The 16,467-nt window shown below is 31.0% G+C and carries 15 protein-coding genes and 3 pseudogenes; 13 read left to right on the top strand and 5 right to left on the bottom strand.

Translation table 11 applies throughout. The features are described from left to right. Nucleotides 1-52 precede the first annotated feature (52 nt). From ACZ1HD_RS00830 to ACZ1HD_RS00865, 8 genes and pseudogenes are all read left to right on the top strand, one after another. Nucleotides 53-1,978: a class I tRNA ligase family protein gene (locus tag ACZ1HD_RS00830; RefSeq protein ID WP_472688358.1), complete on the top strand. Its 1,926-nt coding sequence runs from the start codon at nucleotides 53-55 to the stop codon at nucleotides 1,976-1,978. Nucleotides 1,979-2,115: 137 nt separating this feature from the next. Next, a complete protein-coding gene (locus tag ACZ1HD_RS00835) occupies nucleotides 2,116-3,402 on the top strand; it encodes a class I tRNA ligase family protein (RefSeq protein WP_472688359.1) in 1,287 nt (428 codons plus the stop codon). A gap of 110 nt (nucleotides 3,403-3,512) precedes the next feature. Next, nucleotides 3,513-3,605, top strand: a complete 93-nt coding sequence (locus tag ACZ1HD_RS00840; protein ID WP_472689416.1) for a PQ-loop domain-containing transporter — start codon at nucleotides 3,513-3,515, stop codon at nucleotides 3,603-3,605. Beyond that, complete coding sequence (locus ACZ1HD_RS00845) at nucleotides 3,572-3,748, top strand: SemiSWEET family sugar transporter (RefSeq protein ID WP_472688360.1); 177 nt, start codon at nucleotides 3,572-3,574, stop codon at nucleotides 3,746-3,748. Before ACZ1HD_RS00840 ends, ACZ1HD_RS00845 begins: the two co-directional genes overlap by 34 nt. Nucleotides 3,749-3,842: 94 nt before the next feature. Further along, nucleotides 3,843-4,181 (top strand): hypothetical protein, encoded by a 339-nt coding sequence (locus tag ACZ1HD_RS00850; protein WP_472688361.1) that lies wholly within the window; start codon nucleotides 3,843-3,845, stop codon nucleotides 4,179-4,181. Beyond that, complete coding sequence (locus ACZ1HD_RS00855; RefSeq protein ID WP_472688362.1) at nucleotides 4,178-4,306, top strand: hypothetical protein; 129 nt, start codon at nucleotides 4,178-4,180, stop codon at nucleotides 4,304-4,306. The genes ACZ1HD_RS00850 and ACZ1HD_RS00855 overlap by 4 nt, the downstream gene beginning before the upstream one ends. A gap of 49 nt (nucleotides 4,307-4,355) precedes the next feature. After that, nucleotides 4,356-5,811: pseudogene (locus tag ACZ1HD_RS00860) on the top strand (sensor histidine kinase). After that, a pseudogene (locus ACZ1HD_RS00865) lies at nucleotides 5,801-6,581 on the top strand (enoyl-CoA hydratase-related protein). The pseudogenes ACZ1HD_RS00860 and ACZ1HD_RS00865 overlap by 11 nt, the downstream one beginning before the upstream one ends. A gap of 93 nt (nucleotides 6,582-6,674) precedes the next feature. Here ACZ1HD_RS00865 and ACZ1HD_RS00870 read toward each other — a convergent pair. Next, complete coding sequence (locus tag ACZ1HD_RS00870; protein WP_472688363.1) at nucleotides 6,675-7,259, bottom strand: hypothetical protein; 585 nt, start codon at nucleotides 7,257-7,259, stop codon at nucleotides 6,675-6,677. Nucleotides 7,260-7,269: 10 nt separating this feature from the next. Next, the gene (locus ACZ1HD_RS00875) at nucleotides 7,270-7,398 is read right to left on the bottom strand and encodes a hypothetical protein (protein ID WP_472688364.1); all 129 of its coding nucleotides are present in this window, start codon (nucleotides 7,396-7,398) and stop codon (nucleotides 7,270-7,272) included. Between the two features lie 64 nt (nucleotides 7,399-7,462). On the opposite strand from ACZ1HD_RS00875, the pseudogene ACZ1HD_RS00880 reads away from it, so the two are divergent. Further along, a pseudogene (locus ACZ1HD_RS00880) lies at nucleotides 7,463-8,331 on the top strand (AraC family transcriptional regulator). A 193-nt stretch (nucleotides 8,332-8,524) separates the two neighbouring features. Here the strand turns inward: ACZ1HD_RS00880 and ACZ1HD_RS00885 are convergent. The 3 genes from ACZ1HD_RS00885 to ACZ1HD_RS00895 form a co-directional block, all read right to left on the bottom strand. Further along, the gene (locus tag ACZ1HD_RS00885; RefSeq protein ID WP_472688365.1) at nucleotides 8,525-9,184 is read right to left on the bottom strand and encodes an HD domain-containing protein; all 660 of its coding nucleotides are present in this window, start codon (nucleotides 9,182-9,184) and stop codon (nucleotides 8,525-8,527) included. A 3-nt stretch (nucleotides 9,185-9,187) separates the two neighbouring features. Continuing rightward, on the bottom strand, nucleotides 9,188-9,361 hold the full coding sequence (locus tag ACZ1HD_RS00890) for a hypothetical protein (protein WP_472688366.1): 174 nt from the start codon (nucleotides 9,359-9,361) through the stop codon (nucleotides 9,188-9,190). 132 nt (nucleotides 9,362-9,493) lie between these two features. After that, the gene (locus ACZ1HD_RS00895; protein ID WP_077810842.1) at nucleotides 9,494-9,904 is read right to left on the bottom strand and encodes a BrxA/BrxB family bacilliredoxin; all 411 of its coding nucleotides are present in this window, start codon (nucleotides 9,902-9,904) and stop codon (nucleotides 9,494-9,496) included. 157 nt (nucleotides 9,905-10,061) lie between these two features. On the opposite strand from ACZ1HD_RS00895, the gene ACZ1HD_RS00900 reads away from it, so the two are divergent. The 4 genes from ACZ1HD_RS00900 (at nucleotide 10,062) to ACZ1HD_RS00915 (ending at nucleotide 16,315) form a co-directional block, all read left to right on the top strand. Next, nucleotides 10,062-10,826 (top strand): TerB family tellurite resistance protein, encoded by a 765-nt coding sequence (locus tag ACZ1HD_RS00900; protein ID WP_472688367.1) that lies wholly within the window; start codon nucleotides 10,062-10,064, stop codon nucleotides 10,824-10,826. 309 nt (nucleotides 10,827-11,135) lie between these two features. Continuing rightward, complete coding sequence (locus ACZ1HD_RS00905) at nucleotides 11,136-13,142, top strand: DUF11 domain-containing protein (RefSeq protein WP_472688368.1); 2,007 nt, start codon at nucleotides 11,136-11,138, stop codon at nucleotides 13,140-13,142. A 525-nt stretch (nucleotides 13,143-13,667) separates the two neighbouring features. Further along, nucleotides 13,668-15,962 carry a hypothetical protein gene (locus ACZ1HD_RS00910; protein ID WP_472688369.1) on the top strand — a complete coding sequence of 765 codons (2,295 nt, stop codon included), beginning with the start codon at nucleotides 13,668-13,670 and terminating at the stop codon, nucleotides 15,960-15,962. Beyond that, on the top strand, nucleotides 15,950-16,315 hold the full coding sequence (locus ACZ1HD_RS00915; protein WP_472688370.1) for a hypothetical protein: 366 nt from the start codon (nucleotides 15,950-15,952) through the stop codon (nucleotides 16,313-16,315). The genes ACZ1HD_RS00910 and ACZ1HD_RS00915 overlap by 13 nt, the downstream gene beginning before the upstream one ends. Nucleotides 16,316-16,467 lie beyond the last annotated feature (152 nt).

Consider the following 16,467-nt stretch of genomic DNA (forward strand, 5'->3'; position numbering starts at 1 on the left):
TTAATCTTCTAAAGATTAAATGTAAATTTGCACCCTATAATAAAAGAATCAAATGCAATATAATCATCAAGAAATAGAAGAAAATTGGCAAAAGTTTTGGGCAGAAAACGAAACTTTTAAAGCCGAAAATAATTCTGAAAAACCAAAATATTACGTGTTAGATATGTTTCCTTATCCGTCTGGTGCAGGTTTACATGTTGGGCATCCTTTAGGCTATATTGCAAGTGATATTTATGCACGTTACAAACGTCATAAAGGTTTTAATGTATTACATCCGCAAGGGTATGATTCTTTTGGTTTGCCTGCAGAACAATATGCAATACAAACAGGGCAACACCCTGCAAAAACTACAGAAGCAAATATTGCAACGTATAGAAAACAATTAGATAAGATTGGTTTTTCTTTCGATTGGAGCAGAGAAGTAAGAACTTCTAGTCCAGAATACTATAAATGGACGCAATCTATTTTTATTGAGTTATTTAATTCTTGGTATAACAAAGATGCTGACAAAGCAGAAGATATTTCTAGCTTAGAAAAAATCTTTAATAAAGAAGGAAACGCAAATGTAAATGCAGTTTCAGATGAAGATATAGCTATTTTTTCTGCAGATGAATGGAAAGCTTATTCAACGAAAGAACAAGAAGAAATTTTATTACAATATCGTTTAACTTTTTTATCTGATACAGAAGTAAATTGGTGTCCGGCATTAGGAACCGTTTTGGCAAATGATGAAATTGTAAACGGAGTATCAGAAAGAGGAAGTCATCCGGTAATTCGTAAAAAAATGACGCAATGGTCTATGCGAATTTCTGCTTATGCACAACGTTTGTTAGACGGTTTAGAAAAAATAGATTGGCCACAACCATTAAAAGATTCTCAAACCAATTGGATTGGGCGTTCGCAAGGTGCTATGGTGACTTTTAAAGTAGAAGAAACTGCTGTAAATACATCATCAGAAGTAAAACTATCTTATAAAGAATTAGAAGATTTAAAAGAAGTTCGATTAAATTTAACCAAAGCAGAAACTACACTTTGGAATGAGTTAAAGAACAAAAAAGGAGCATCAAAATTTAGAAAAAAGTATACAATTGGTACTTTTATGGTAGATTTTGTATGTATAGCTAAAAATTTAATAGTAGAGTTTTCCGGTAAAGAAGATGAAGCTGAAAGAACAACTTATTTTAAAAACGAAGGTTTTCATGTAATACGTTTTACAAATGAAGAGGTTTTAGATAATGTTGTAAAAGTAGTATCAGAAATAAATACAGCAATTCAGTTTCCGAAAGAAATTGAAAAAACAACTGTAAAAGAAGTTGTTAAAAAGAAAAACGAATATAAAATTGATGTTTTTACCACAAGACCGGATACCATTTATGGTGTAAGTTTTATGACGTTGGCGCCAGAGCACGAACTAGTTTCTAAAATTACAACAGACGCTCAAAAAGCAGAAGTAGAGGCTTATATTGCTGCAACAGCTAAAAGATCTGAACGTGATAGAATGGCAGATGTAAAAACAATTTCTGGTGCATTTACAGGTGCATATGCTATACATCCTTTTTCCGGTGAAAAGGTACAAATCCGGATTGGAGATTATGTTTTAGCAAGTTATGGTACAGGTGCAGTAATGGCGGTTCCTTGTGGCGATCAACGTGATTATGATTTTGCAAAACATTTTGGTATCCCAATTCCTAATATTTTCGAAGGCGTAGATATTTCTAAAGAAGCACACACAGATAAAGAAGGAACTGTAATTGCGAATTCAGACTTTTTATCAGGATTAAAATATAAAAAAGCACTAAAACTTGCCATTTACGAAATGGAAAAAAGAGGTTTTGGTTACGGTAAAATAAACTACAGATTAAGAGACGCTGTTTTTAGTAGACAACGTTATTGGGGAGAACCTTTTCCGGTTTATTATAAAGACGGAATGCCACAAATGATAGATGAAAAACATTTACCAATTGTGTTGCCGAAGTAGAAAAATATTTACCAACAGAAGATGGTAAACCACCATTAGGAAATGCAACAGAATGGGCATGGGATTCTCGTGCTAAAAAAGTAGTTTCTAATGATAAATTAAAGAATAAAACAGTTTATCCTTTAGAATTAAATACAATGCCTGGGTGGGCAGGAAGTTCTTGGTACTTTAATCGCTATATGGATGCTTCTAATACAGAAGAATTTGCAAGCAAAGAAGCTTTAAATTACTGGAAAGAAGTAGATTTATACATTGGTGGTTCCGAACACGCAACAGGGCATTTACTATATGCTCGTTTTTGGCAAAAATTCTTGTTTGATAAAGGAATTGTGCCTGTAGATGAGTTTGCTAAAAAGCTTATAAACCAAGGTATGATTTTAGGAACTTCTGCATTTGTTTACAAAGCGACTCCGTTTGTTAAAAACGGTTGCGCAATAGACAAATCTAACGACGATGTTATCGAGAAAATACCGGCTATTTTTGTTTCTAAAAACTTATTTAGTTCTGATGACGAATTTGAAACTGTTGTTAAAAATTATTTATTAGATAAAGGTTTACTAAATCCTAATTACGCAGATTTAGTAATGATTGTTAAAACACCTTTGCACGCAGATGTATCTTTGGTAAATGCTTCGGATGATTTAGATATCGAAGGATTTAAAGAACATCCTTTAAATGCAGAGTATAAAGATGCCGCATTTATTTTAGAAGAAGGAGTTTATAAAGTTGGGCGAGAAGTAGAAAAAATGTCTAAATCTAAGTACAATGTTGTTAATCCTGATGATATTGTAAAAGAGTACGGTGCAGATTCATTGCGTTTGTTCGAAATGTTTTTAGGGCCGTTAGAGCAAGCAAAACCATGGAAAACTTCAGGTATTTCTGGTGTTTCTTCATTTTTAAAGAAGCTTTGGAAACTTTATTTTAACGGAGAAGAATTTTCTGTTTCTGATGATAAAGCAACCAAAGAAGAATTAAAAACATTACACAAAACAATTAAAAAGGTAGAAGAAGATATAGAGAATTTCTCTTTTAACACATCTGTTTCTACATTTATGATTGCTGTAAATGAGTTAACTGCTTTAAAATGTAACAAGCGTGAAATCTTAGAACCTTTATTGGTATTATTATCGCCTTATGCACCACATATTACAGAAGAATTGTATAGTAGATTAGGAAATAAAGAATCTATATCTACGGCAGCTTTTCCTGTTTTTGATGCAAAACATTTAGTAGAAAGTGCCAAAGTATATCCTATTTCTTTTAACGGTAAAATGCGTTTTACATTAGAACTTCCTTTAGATTTATCTAAAGAAGAAATCGAGAAAACAGTAATGGGGCACGAAAAAACAATAGCACAATTAGATGGTAGAACACCCAAAAAAGTTATTATTGTACCAGGAAAAATTGTAAATATTGTAGGTTAATAAAACCATATAAAATTTTAATAAGTAAGGAATTTGATATTTTTAAATATTGAATTCCTTCTTTTTTTGAAATCTGATTAAAGAATAATTATGAACGCTTTTTTGAAATTATTGGTTTATTAGCAGCGCTACTAACTACCATATCTTTTTTACCGCAAGTATATAAAACATGGCAAACCAAAGATACTTCGGGTTGTCTTTAACAATGTTTATTGTGTTTTTTTTAGGTATTGTTTTATGGCTTATTTACGGTATTTATTTAAATAGTTTACCCATGATTTTAGCCAATACAATTACAGCAGTATCTTCTATGTATTTAATAATTATGAAGTTGAAACATAAATAGAAAACATATTTTTAATGTGAAATTGATAAAGCCATTACAGTATTTGTAATGGCTTTTTATTTAACTATCTTGTCCTTTCTAAAATAAACTTCAAATGAAAACAAATTATTTCTTCTTTATATTGATTTTTGGAATGCTTTTTGGTGCCTGTAAACAAGAAGAATCCTTAGAAAAGTATATGGCAAAAAGTTGGGAAACAAATTATTTAAAAATAGAAATGCCAACTTTTGAAAATACAGATTCTTTAAATGTTTTTGAAGATAAATTTGATAATAATCCTATACAAGTAGCCCAATCTAAATACAATTTAGATGGTACTTTTACAGCTTGGTTTTTAACCAATTCTAATCAGAAAATATTAGAAACCGATGGTACATGGAATGTGGTTGGAGATTCTTTACAGGTTTCTTTTTTTATAATAATAAAGAGATGAAGGTAAGTTACAAAATCACAAAAACAGAAGAAGGGTTTATGGGAGAAAGCAAATACGATTGGGATAACGATGGTGTTGCAGATGATTTTTTAACAATGAAAACGAAAGAAATTAAAACTGAATAATTTGAGTTTATTTAAAAACATATCTTTAAGAATACGTATTTTCTTATCGATGATTTTGTTGGTACTGCTGGCATCAGTATTAATTACGGTGGTTACTGTTTATCAATACGACGAGCAAACAAAAGACTATAATATACAAAGGTTTGAGCGTAAAGAAGCCATTGCCAAAAAAACCATAGAATTAGAGCTTACAAATAAAACTACGTATGCTGTAAAAACAGAAAATCTTCCAAAAATTTTTCAGAATAGAATTTACGAAATTTCATCTATAAATAAATTAAACATTACTATTTATGACTTAGAAGGTAAGATGCTAAAAACCTCTTTTGGTAACGCTTTCGAAAAGATAGATAATACGCCTTTAACAGATTTTATTGTAACTGAATTGGCTCAAAATTCGAATCATAGAATTTTTAAAAACAAACAAATTGATGGTACAGGATATCAAACATCATATTCTTATATCACAGATCCAAAATTTAAAAGAATTGGTATTTTAGAATTACAATTTACTCAAGACAATTCAGAAATAGAACACGAATTAAAAGAATTTATTTACAGGCTAAGTTTGGTGTACGCACTAATGTTTTTAGTAGCAATATCTTTAGCTTATTTTTTATCTAGTTATATAACACGTTCTATTAAAACAATTTCAGACAAAATGCAGCAAACACGTTTGAATGAAAGAAACGAGAAAATTATATTAAACAAAGCAAGCTCAGAAATTGAAGTTTTGGTTGCTGCGTATAATAATATGATTGATCAACTAGAAGAAAGTGCAGCCAAATTAGCTAGAAGCGAGAGGGAACAGGCCTGGAGAGAAATGGCAAAACAAGTGGCTCACGAAATAAAAAACCCGTTAACACCAATGCGTTTATCGGTACAAAGTTTCGAGAGAAAATTTAATCCAGAAGACGAAAATATTAAAGAAAAATTAGCAGAATATAGTCAAACTTTAATTCAGCAAATAGATGTTATGAGTTCTATTGCATCTGCATTTTCTGACTTTGCAAAAATGCCAACTCAGAAAAAAGAAGAAATAGAAGTAATTAGTGTTGTTAAGTTGGCTTTAGATATATTTAATGAAAAATCGATAAAATATCTTCCGAGAAAACAAAGAATTATTTGCTTTTTTAGATAAAACCCAGTTAATTAGAATTGTAACTAATTTGGTTAAAAATGCTATACAAGCTACAGAGAATGAAGAAAATCCGTTAATACAAGTCGAGGTTTTAGAGCATCAGAATAAAATAAAAATTGTTGTTTCTGATAACGGAAAAGGAATTTCTAATGATGTAAAAGATTTAATTTTCGAACCAAAATTTACCACAAAATCTAGCGGAATGGGATTAGGTTTAGCAATGATTAAAAATATTATAGAAGCATACGATGGTAAAATATCTTTTACTTCTACTGAAGGTGAAGGAACTGTATTTACCGTAACCTTGCCAAAAAATAAAGACGAATTACAATTTAATAATAAATATACATTACATGAATTTTGATAATATATTAGTTGAAAAATCAGCGGCTTTAGCCAAAGTAATTATTAATAGACCAAAAAAATTAAATGCCTTAAACAAAGCAACTATAGAAGAGTTGCATCTTGCTTTTAAAAGTTTAGATAACGATACAAATGTAAAAACAATTCTAGTAACTGGTAGCGGAGATAAAGCATTTGTTGCCGGAGCAGATATTTCTGAATTTTCTGACTTTTCTATTGAAGAAGGTGGTAGTTTGGCAAAAGCAGGACAAGAAATGTTATTCGATTTTGTAGAAAATTTGGCAACACCTGTAATTGCTGTTGTAAATGGTTTTGCGCTTGGTGGTGGTTTAGAATTGGCAATGGCGTGTCATTTTAGAATTGCTTCTGATAATGCTAAAATGGGATTACCGAAGTTTCTTTAGGTGTAATACCAGGTTATGGTGGTACACAACGTTTACCGCAATTGGTTGGTAAAGGTAAAGCTATGGAAATGATTATGACAGCCGGTATGATATCTGCAGAAGAAGCAAAGCAAAATGGTTTGGTTAATTATGTAACTACCCAAGAAGAATTAATGCCTTTAGCAGAAAAATTGGCATCTAAAATTTTAAGAAATTCATCTGTTGCAATAAGTGCAGCAATAAGTGCTGTAAATGCTAATTATAAAGATGGTGTAAATGGTTTTAATACAGAAATAGAAGCTTTTGGTAACTGTTTTGGCACAGAAGATTTTAAAGAAGGTACTACTGCATTTTTAGAAAAAGAAAAGCAAATTTTCCAGGAAAATAATTTTAAAAAACAGCATAAAAAAAGCGAACCAATCAAGGTTCGCTTTTTGCATCAAATTATAGCAGTAATCTGATGAAACAATTAACTAAATTTTTATAGATTAAAATCTTGTTCGTAAGATCTATTATCACTTTTTATAACCACTTTGTAGTCTCCTTTTATTTCTTTTGATACTTTATAAACTCTACTTAATACATCTTCTGTATTTGTAACAGTTTCAGAAAAAATAATTTCGTTTTCGTAGTATAACTCTACTTTTACTGGCTCTTTTTCGAATGTAATTTTAGATACATAAACTGTGTCGTCTTCTGCTCTAATTACTGGTTTAAAGATTGTTTTTTCGTCGTTAAAAGAAATTTCACCATCGTTTACAGTAAAGTATTTTACTATTATTTCGAAATCTTTTTCTAATTCTGTAGTGTAATTTCCTTTTTCTAATTTAGATAAATCAAATATCTGAGAAAATGAACCTGTATTTTTAATTACCTGAGTATAAATTACTGTTCCGTTTTCGTTCTTTATAGATAAAGTATGTCCCTTTTTTACAGTTCTATACTCTAATCTTACTCTCTTTCCTTTTACAACGTCTATAGAGTTACTATTTACGTTTGCGTAGTTCATTAATGTTCCTAACATCATAACTACTACTACTAAGTACTTTTTAATTGTTGTTTTCATTGTTTTTCATTTAATGATTATTAACACTACAAATGTATGGCGGTTTTACAACCCCAAAAACATCAAAATTGATTAATATATATGCTAAATTATCATCAAAAATACCGACTATTTCGTTGTAGGTTAATTTAGTATACAATAAAGTTAATTTTATATATTTTATTACATTTAAGTGTTGTAATTTTGTAGCTTAAATTATTTAAATGAAAACAAAACCTACTTTAGAAAAAATTACGCCAAGTTTTGGTAGTTCTTTGTTGGTTAAAAAACACGTACAGTTTTTAAAGGAGAATAAAGCATTTTGGCATTTTCATCCGGAAATAGAAATTGTATACGTTAATAAAGGAAAAGGTAAAAGACATATTGGTAACCATATAAGTTATTTTAATAATAGTCAATTAGTACTTATTGGTTCTAATTTGCCACATTTAGGTTTTACAGATCGATTAACTACAAATGGTTCTGAAACCTTAATACAGTTTAAGCCGATTTTTTAGGAGCAGAATTTTTTAAGATTCCGGAAATGATTGCCATTGATCAATTATTTGAGCGTGCAAAAAAAGGAATCCGTTTTAATATTGAAATTAAAAAGAGAATTGGTGCTAAAATAGAAGAGTTAGCAGATTTAGAAGGAGCAAGTAGAATTATTTCTTTTTTGCATATTTTAAAAGAATTGGCTTTAACAGATGATTACACCATTTTAAATGCAGATGGTTTTGCTTTTGAAACACAGCCGCAAGACAGCAGTAAGATTGATATTATATTTAAACATATTAACGAGAACTTTAATCAACATATAAGTTTAGATGAAATTGCGGGCTTAGTAAGTATGACGGTTCCGGCGTTTTGTAGATTCTTTAAAAAAACAACCTCTAAAACTTTTACCAAGTTGGTAAATGAATATAGAGTTGTGCATGCAACAAAATTATTATCAGAAAGTAATATGAGTATTACAGATATTTGTTATGAGTGTGGTTTTAACAATTTTTCTCACTTTAATAAATTGTTTAAAGAATTTACGGGGAAATCTGCTTCAAAGTATAGAAGTGAAATGTTGAATTTAGTTCAGTAGAGAAAAAATTAGTTTAGAACTTTAGATTTTATCCAATTTCATCAGAAAAATTAAAATAAAGGATTCTAATAGCTTTATTTAAGTTAGGTTTTGTAATTGGGTTTGATAAAATAAAAACTACTTTAAAAACCGTTTTAAGGTGTTAAAAATTATAAATTCTGATTATTGATTTTGTCTAAATTATAATTTTTAGTTATTTAACACCATTCCACTCTTCATAAAATTGTTTTAAAAAAGTTTCCATAAAAAGATGTCTTTCTGCAACAATCTTTTTTCCGGACGTAGTATTCATTTTATCTTTTAGAAGTAAAAGTTTTTCATAAAAATGATTGATGGTTGGTGCGCTAGAGTTTTTATATTTCTCTTTTGTCATATTTAAATTAGGAATAATTTCCGGGTCGTAAAGCGCTCTATTTTTAAAACCACCATAATTAAAACATCTTGCAATACCAATGGCACCAATTGCGTCTAATCTATCTGCATCTTGAACAACTTCTAATTCTTTAGAATTAAAATTGGCTTTAGTATTTTCGAAAGAGTTTTTAAAAGAAATGTTATTTATAATGTCTACAACGTGTTTAATGATTGTAGGTTCAACGTTTTGATTTTTAAGAAAATCGTTTGCAATTTTGGGCCCTATTGTTTCGTCTCCGTTATGAAATTTTGGATCTGCAATATCGTGTAATAAAGCAGCCAAAGAAACAACAAAAACATCTACATTTTCTTCTTTAGAAATTAATATTGCATTTTTAAAAACACGTTCTATATGAAACCAATCGTGCCCACCTTCAGCATTTTTTAATTCTTCTTTTACAAATGCAATTGTTGCTGTAATAATTTTTTCTTGATTCATTTTTTACTTTCTAGAAACTAATTCTGTTTTTATTTTTTTCATTTCTATAAACATATAGATGCTCATCGGTATAAAAAATAATGGTAAAAATGTATGAAAAGACATACCGTTTTCTATAGTAGAAAATATTGAAAAGAAAATCATTAAAACAATTACAACACACTTTATTGCAAACATTTTTTTGAGTCTTTAGCTTTTTTGTAAGCTCTTGTTTAGTATATGTTGTAAATGCCATTTTAATAATTTTAGTAAAAATAAAAAATCCATTCTTAATTAGAATGGATTTTTGAATTCTTTAATATAAGTTGCTTAACAAAATTCTTCGTATGCTTGCGCTAAATTTTGAGCAATCATTTGTGCAGATCTACCTTCTATATGGTGTCTTTCTAACATATGCACTAAATTACCATCTTTAAATAAGGCAATTGCTGGTGAAGAAGGAGGAAAAGGAACCATAAACTCACGTGCTTTTTGTGTAGATTCTTTCTCTACACCTGCAAAAACAGTTGTTAAGTTTGTTGGTGTTTTATCTGCTCCTAAAGAGGCAATTGCACCTGGTCTTGCAGTACCAGCAGCACAACCACAAACAGAGTTAACCATTACTAAAGTTGTACCTTCTTTAGACATTGCGTTTTCAACGTCTTCACTTGTATATAATGCTTCAAAACCAGCGTTAATTAACTCATCACGCATTGGTTTTACTAATTCTTCTGGATACATAATTGTTTATTTTAAAGTACAAAGATAAGTATTAGTTCAGTAAAATTCAACTTTATAGATATTGATGTTTCAATGCATATATCAATAAAATTGATGCACTAATTTTTGTCTTAAAAAATGTAGTTTTCATATCTTTGAAAACATACAAAAAAAGAATATGGGAAATTTTACAAAATGGTTAGGTGCAGGTTTAGGATTTACTTTTGGAGGGCCAATAGGTGCTGCAATTGGTTTTGCAATAGGTAGTTTTGTAGATGGTTTTTCTGAAGATGATTTAAAGCAAGAAAGAATAGATTACGAAAGGCAAAGAAATTCGGTAAATCAAGAGGCGGTAATAATACACAGTCTCGGAGATTTTGAAATGAGTTTACTTGTTTTAGCGTCTATTGTAATAAAATCTGATGGTAAAATAGACGAGAAAGAACTTTCTTTTGTAAGAAATCAGTTTGTAAACATGTATGGTAAACAAAGAGCAAATAGTGCTTTTAAGTTGTTTAACGGTATTGTTAAAAAAGATATTTCTGCACGCCAAGTCTGTATTCAAATTAGGCAACACATGCCTCATGCATCTAGATTGCAATTAATACATTTCTTATTTGGTATTGCGAAAGCAGATGGTTTTGTTACTGAGAGCGAAGTAGAAGAAATTAGAAAAATTGCAGGTTATTTATATATTAATGATAAAGATTATATTTCTATAAAAGCAATGTTTTATGATGAGTCTGATAATGCATACAAGATTTTAGAAATTTCGAAATCTGTAACAGACGCCGAGGTTAAAAAGGCATACAGAAAAATGGTTAAAAAATACCATCCAGATAAATTACAAGACTTGGGCGAAGAGCATTTAAAAGGTGCAAATGAAAAATTTCAAAGGATACAAGAAGCTTACGACCGAATAAAGAAAGAGCGAGGAATGTAAAAGCTACCTATCTATGTAAATAAAAATGCATAAATTTGAACTTTATGTAATTAGAATCATCATTTAAAAAACTAGTTTGAGTTTAAAAGTGCCTTTGTTAAAATTTACTTCAATAAAATTATTTTTTACATTTATAATTGCATTGTTTTGTGTGTCAAATAATTATGCTCAATTAGATAGTGAGCATTATTTACCGCCCTTAAAACAAGTTTTTAATAACGCAGGTATACAGCAGCAAGCGGTATATTTTTCAACTCAGAAACGACACCTTTTCCCATAGAGATTTATAGAGGTAATAGTACAACTCCATTGTTAACTCTTACAGGTTTAGTTAAAGGTTCCGGTAAAATATTTGATAATTCTAACGGTTTAGGTAACGGAGATAATAATATAACTTTAGTTTCAAATGCAAATACCGGAGAAGTTTTATCAACTGCAGGTTTAAGAATTATTGCTCCTGGCGGGCAAAAATTTTATGTAAATTATAGAGGAAGATCTGGTGCACAAGCCGGTTCTTTAACTTCAAAAGGTTCAAAAGCTAAAGGAACAGAGTTTAGATGGGGAGGAATACCAAACAGAGCAGAAGATAATAATAATAGAAAATTGTCTACAACCCTTGGTATGATGGCTACAGAAGACGGAACAGTTGTAACGGTTTCGGGATATGATAGTGGTGTTAGATTTAGAAAAGGAACAAATGCAGGAGGTATTACAGGTACTTCTCAAACGATAAGTCTTAATAAAGGGCAATCTTTTGTATTAGAAGCTGTAAAGAATCAAAGTGCTTCTAATGTAGACGGTTGGTTAGGTGCTAAGATTGAAGCAACAAAACCAATAGTTATAAGTAATGGTGGACTAAACGTAGGTGTAAGAACCGGAAGCCAAAGTAGAGATGTTGGTATAGATCAACCTGTAGCAGTAGAAAATCTTGGTAGAGAATATGTTTTTGTTAGAGGAAATGGTGCAAATGAAACAGAGTTTCCTATAATTGTTGCAACACAAAATAATACACAAGTTTTTGCTGGCGGAAATTTAATAGGAACAATAAATGACGGCGAATATTTAGAGATTCCGGGTAGTAATTACTCTTCTACAAGTGCTGGGGCAAGTATGTTTGTTACAACATCTAGAGAGGCTTATGCATATCAATGTTTGCAAGGTGCACCAGGAAATAAAATTCAAACAATTGGTATGAATTTTATTGCACCAGTTAATTGTTTACTTCCAAATTTAATGGATGAAATATCAGATATAGATAGAGTTGCTGGTTTTCTAACAAACGAGTCTGCAATTACAATTATAGCATCTGCATTAACGCCAAATACAAATATAAAAGTTAGAGAAAATGGTGTTTTAGTACCTTTACCAACACCTGTTTTTCCTGCAGGAACCTCAGATTGGAAAACTTTTTATGTAAACGGTTTGTCTGGTGAAATAGATGTTAATTCTTCCGGGCCAATAGCTGTTGGTACTTTTATGAGTTTAGGTGCTAACGCTGGTTTGGCGGGTTATTTTTCTGGTTTTGATACTGTGCCAGTTGTTGGTGTAGAAATTACTGGTGGTGGTTGTTTTCCGGCAGGAAATTTAGAAGAAAGCACTAAAAATTTTGATGCTTACCAATGGTATAAAAACGGAAATATAATTGCGGGTGCAACATCTGCAGTCTATACACCAGATAGTATTGGAGAATATTATTTAGTTGTTACAGAAGGTACCTGTTCTTATTCTTCTAGAACTGTAGACGTTTTTAATTGTGATCCGGATATTGTAGTGAAAAAAACTTCCGATATTTCAGGTGATTTAACAGACGGAGACGAGGTAAATTTTACGGTTACGGTTCAAAGTTTTGGTTTGTTTCCTGTAACTAATTTAGTGATTCGAGATATTTTTCCAACACAGTTAGATTTAATTAGTGTTACTCCAAGTCAAGGTACTTGGGTAAGTCCAGATTGGACAATTGGTACTATGGAAGCTGGAGAATTGTTTACTTTAAAATTTGTATCTAAAGTACCTAATAAGCTTGAAGAAGGTGTTTTTTCTAATGTAGTTTCTAATACACAAGATCAAGTAGATAGTAACGACTCTGCGGATGATTTAATAGAAAGTTTTACGTTAGTTTCTAAAAAAATAGATTTGTCTTTAAATAAAACAGTTGACAAATCAGTTGTAAAATTAAATGATATTGTAACTTTTACGCTTACTTTAAGTAACAAAGGTCCAGATACAGCTACAGGTATTCAAGTTAAGGATTTATTACCATCTCGGTTTAGAATATGTAGCCTTAGGTTCAGAAATACCTGTAAATACAACTTATAATTCCACTACCGGAATTTGGGATGTTTCTGCTCTAGATTTATTACAAAACAATTCAATTGTTTTAAAAATCAGAGCAAAAGTTACAGATTTAAATGTTTTAATAGTAAATAAAACAGAAATTTTTAAGACAGAACAAAAGGATTTAGACTCTTTTCCAAATTCAGAAAACTAAGCAATACTGCACTTCATCGGTCTTAAAATGAATCTTATCGATAGATTTATTTTAATATACTCTTATATTTTAATTTTGCTTTTAAGAAAAACATTAACATTTGTTAATAAATATTATAAATTTTTATTAAATTTGTTATGATTGTACTTTTTAACCCCCGAAAAGCGTATGAAATCAAAATTACTTCTAACATCACTTCCCTTTTTAAAGAAGAGTAATTTTATCTGTGCTTTGGTTTTAAGGTTTTCAGAAAATTTTTTTCTTACACAAGAATACATTTCTTTTTACAAATACAAATCTGTAATTGCTATGGGCGATAACAGGTTAAAGGTTATATACAATTATATATGATTATGAAAAATTACATATCACATAGCATATCTAAGTTGAAGAATAATTTTTCTTTAACAAGAAAGAATGCGACTTTACTACCAGTTTTTCTAATGCTGTTGTTTGCTTTTGCAAGTACAAATACATCTTTGGCTCAAGATACTTTTGAAACATCTTTTGATAGCTGGGTAAACATTGCAGGAGACCAAAGTGATTGGGTAAGAACTACTGGTTCTACGCCAAGTCCAAATACTGGGCCAACAACAGGCTCCGGAAGCGCAACATATATTTATTATGAGGCAACAGGTGGTACCACTGGAGATGTGGCTTGGATAGAGAAGGAGTATGATTTTAGAGGTAAAGAAAATGTACAATTAGTTTTCGATTTTCACATGTGGGCCAATTCAATAGATGCAAACGCTATGGGGTCTTTAGATGTTTTTGTAGATTATGAAGGTACTTTAACCAACGTTTTTACAATAACGGGTAATCAAGGTAATAATTGGTTAAGAACAAACCCGATAAATTTGAGTTATTTTGATAAGAAACTTGTTAAATTAAGATTTCAAGCAACTAGAGGTACTCAGTTTACTAGTGATATTGCAGTTGACAATATAAATGTAACATTTCAACTACCTGGTCCCCTAGATTCAGACGGAGACGGAGTGTTAGATATAAATGATTTAGATGATGATAATGATGGTGTTTTAGATATTGATGAATGTCAATCAATTTCAGGTGCAGCTTTACCTGAAGCAGATGCAATATCATATAGTAGAGATATTTATGATTTTTATGTTGCCGGTAACAATACTAATGCATTAGGGTATAAAGAGTCTGGTTTTGAAAAAGCAGCTTTTGAAAAAGGTGTTTCTTTAACAGTATTAAGCGGTCCAGATGAATTTAGTGTAACAGGAGCAACTGGTGCAGGTTCGGCATCTAATTCTACGGTTTCTTTTGCCAATGGTACAATAACTTATGAGGTAAATTATAGTTCGCCTACCAACAATGATCAATTTAGAACTACAACAGCTTCAAATTTCTTTTCAGGAAATGTTGGTGAAGGTGTTTATGTTTTACCATATCAAGGAGGGCAAGCAGGTGATACATATACAGCAACAATTAACTTTACAACACCAGTTACTGCATTTAGTTTTGATTTGGTCGATATTTTTGACACTATAACAACAGGTAATCCAGTAAGTACTTATTCCTTGGTTATTAACGGTGTAGAGTATGTAGGTTTTACAGGAGGATTTTTGGGTGATGATGGTACAGGTAATTTAAATGTCATCGATGGTAGTGGTACTAATGTTGGTTCTGTAGTTGCTGGTCAAAATATAGAGAATACAATTGGTTTTATCTCACAAACACCAATTACTCAGATACAAGTTATACATAGAGTAGAATCAGGTAGTATATCCTCATCAGCAAGAGATCCGCACGGTATAGATAATTTTGTCTATGGAACGGGTTCATGTGATACTGATGGAGATGGTATTTTAAATTATTTAGATACAGATTCTGATAACGATGGTTGTTCAGATGCAAACGAAGCATATTTTGGAACAACTTTAAGAGTAGATGGTGACAATGATGGATTTTATGGTAATGGCGCCGTAACGGTAGATGGACAAGGTAGGGTTGTAGGTGCGTCTTACAATACTCCTAATGCTGTTTATTTAGATGAAACAGTATCTGCTTGTTATGACACAGATAATGACGGTGTGCCAGATAGTGTAGATTTAGATGATGATAATGATGGTATTTTAGATTCTATAGAATGCCCCGTGACTCCTTTAAGTGCAGCCGCAGATGCATCTTATTATCAGAGTTCTCACGGGCGATATTTTTCAGTTTCAAATAACATAAATGCAAATGGATATATAGAATCTGGTTGGTCCGGTGCAATATCAGAGGCAGGAAGTGTTGTAGTATCTGAAAGTGACTTTACAAGTACAACATTTTCTAACGGATCACTTACTATAAGTTCAGATGTTAGTGCTGCTGCGAATACAAGTGCAGTTGGCATAAGTGTAACAAATGCAGATTCATTTATATCCGGGGCTTCAGTTCACGGTTATTCAATTGTTCCTGGAGACGCTAGATCAGAAACGGATCAAAATTTAACAACAAGTGTATTTATTAATTTTACAAATCCGGTTTACAGCTTCGGTTTTGATTTGGTAGATTATTTTGATCATGGTTCGGCTGGTAGTTTTGAAGATGAATGGGGAATTTATGCAGACGGAATACTTATATTTAAAATTGGTCCAGATAAATCGGTTGGTTCTGCAATTTCGGCTTGGTTACCTTAAAAGACGGTGCAGGTAATTTTTTATCTAACATTACTGTAGGTCAAAATTTAGAAACTTTTATTGGTTTTATTCAACCAAGACCAGTTTCTACTATAGAAATTAGGCATAGTTCAACTTATATTACAGATAGTTTTGGTGCAGATAATTTTGGTATTGACGAGTTTAGATATAGTGAAGAAGCACCATGTGATTTTGATAAAGACGGAATACCAAACTATTTAGATTCAGATAGTGATAATGATGGATGTTCAGATGCAGATGAGGCTTATTATAATGGTTTAGCAGATGCAGATTCAGATAATAATGGATTTTATGGCTCGGCGCTCCTGCGGTTAATGCAGAAGGGAAAGTAACAACAGCTTCTTATGCAACACCAAACGCTTATTATTTAAATACAGCAGTTATTACTTGTGATGATAATGATAAAGACGGCATACCAGATGCGGTAGATGTAGATGATGATAATGATGGGATTTTAGATCTATCAGAAGAGCGTTGCGATCAG

Source organism: Polaribacter sp. HA6-7, assembly GCF_055693625.1.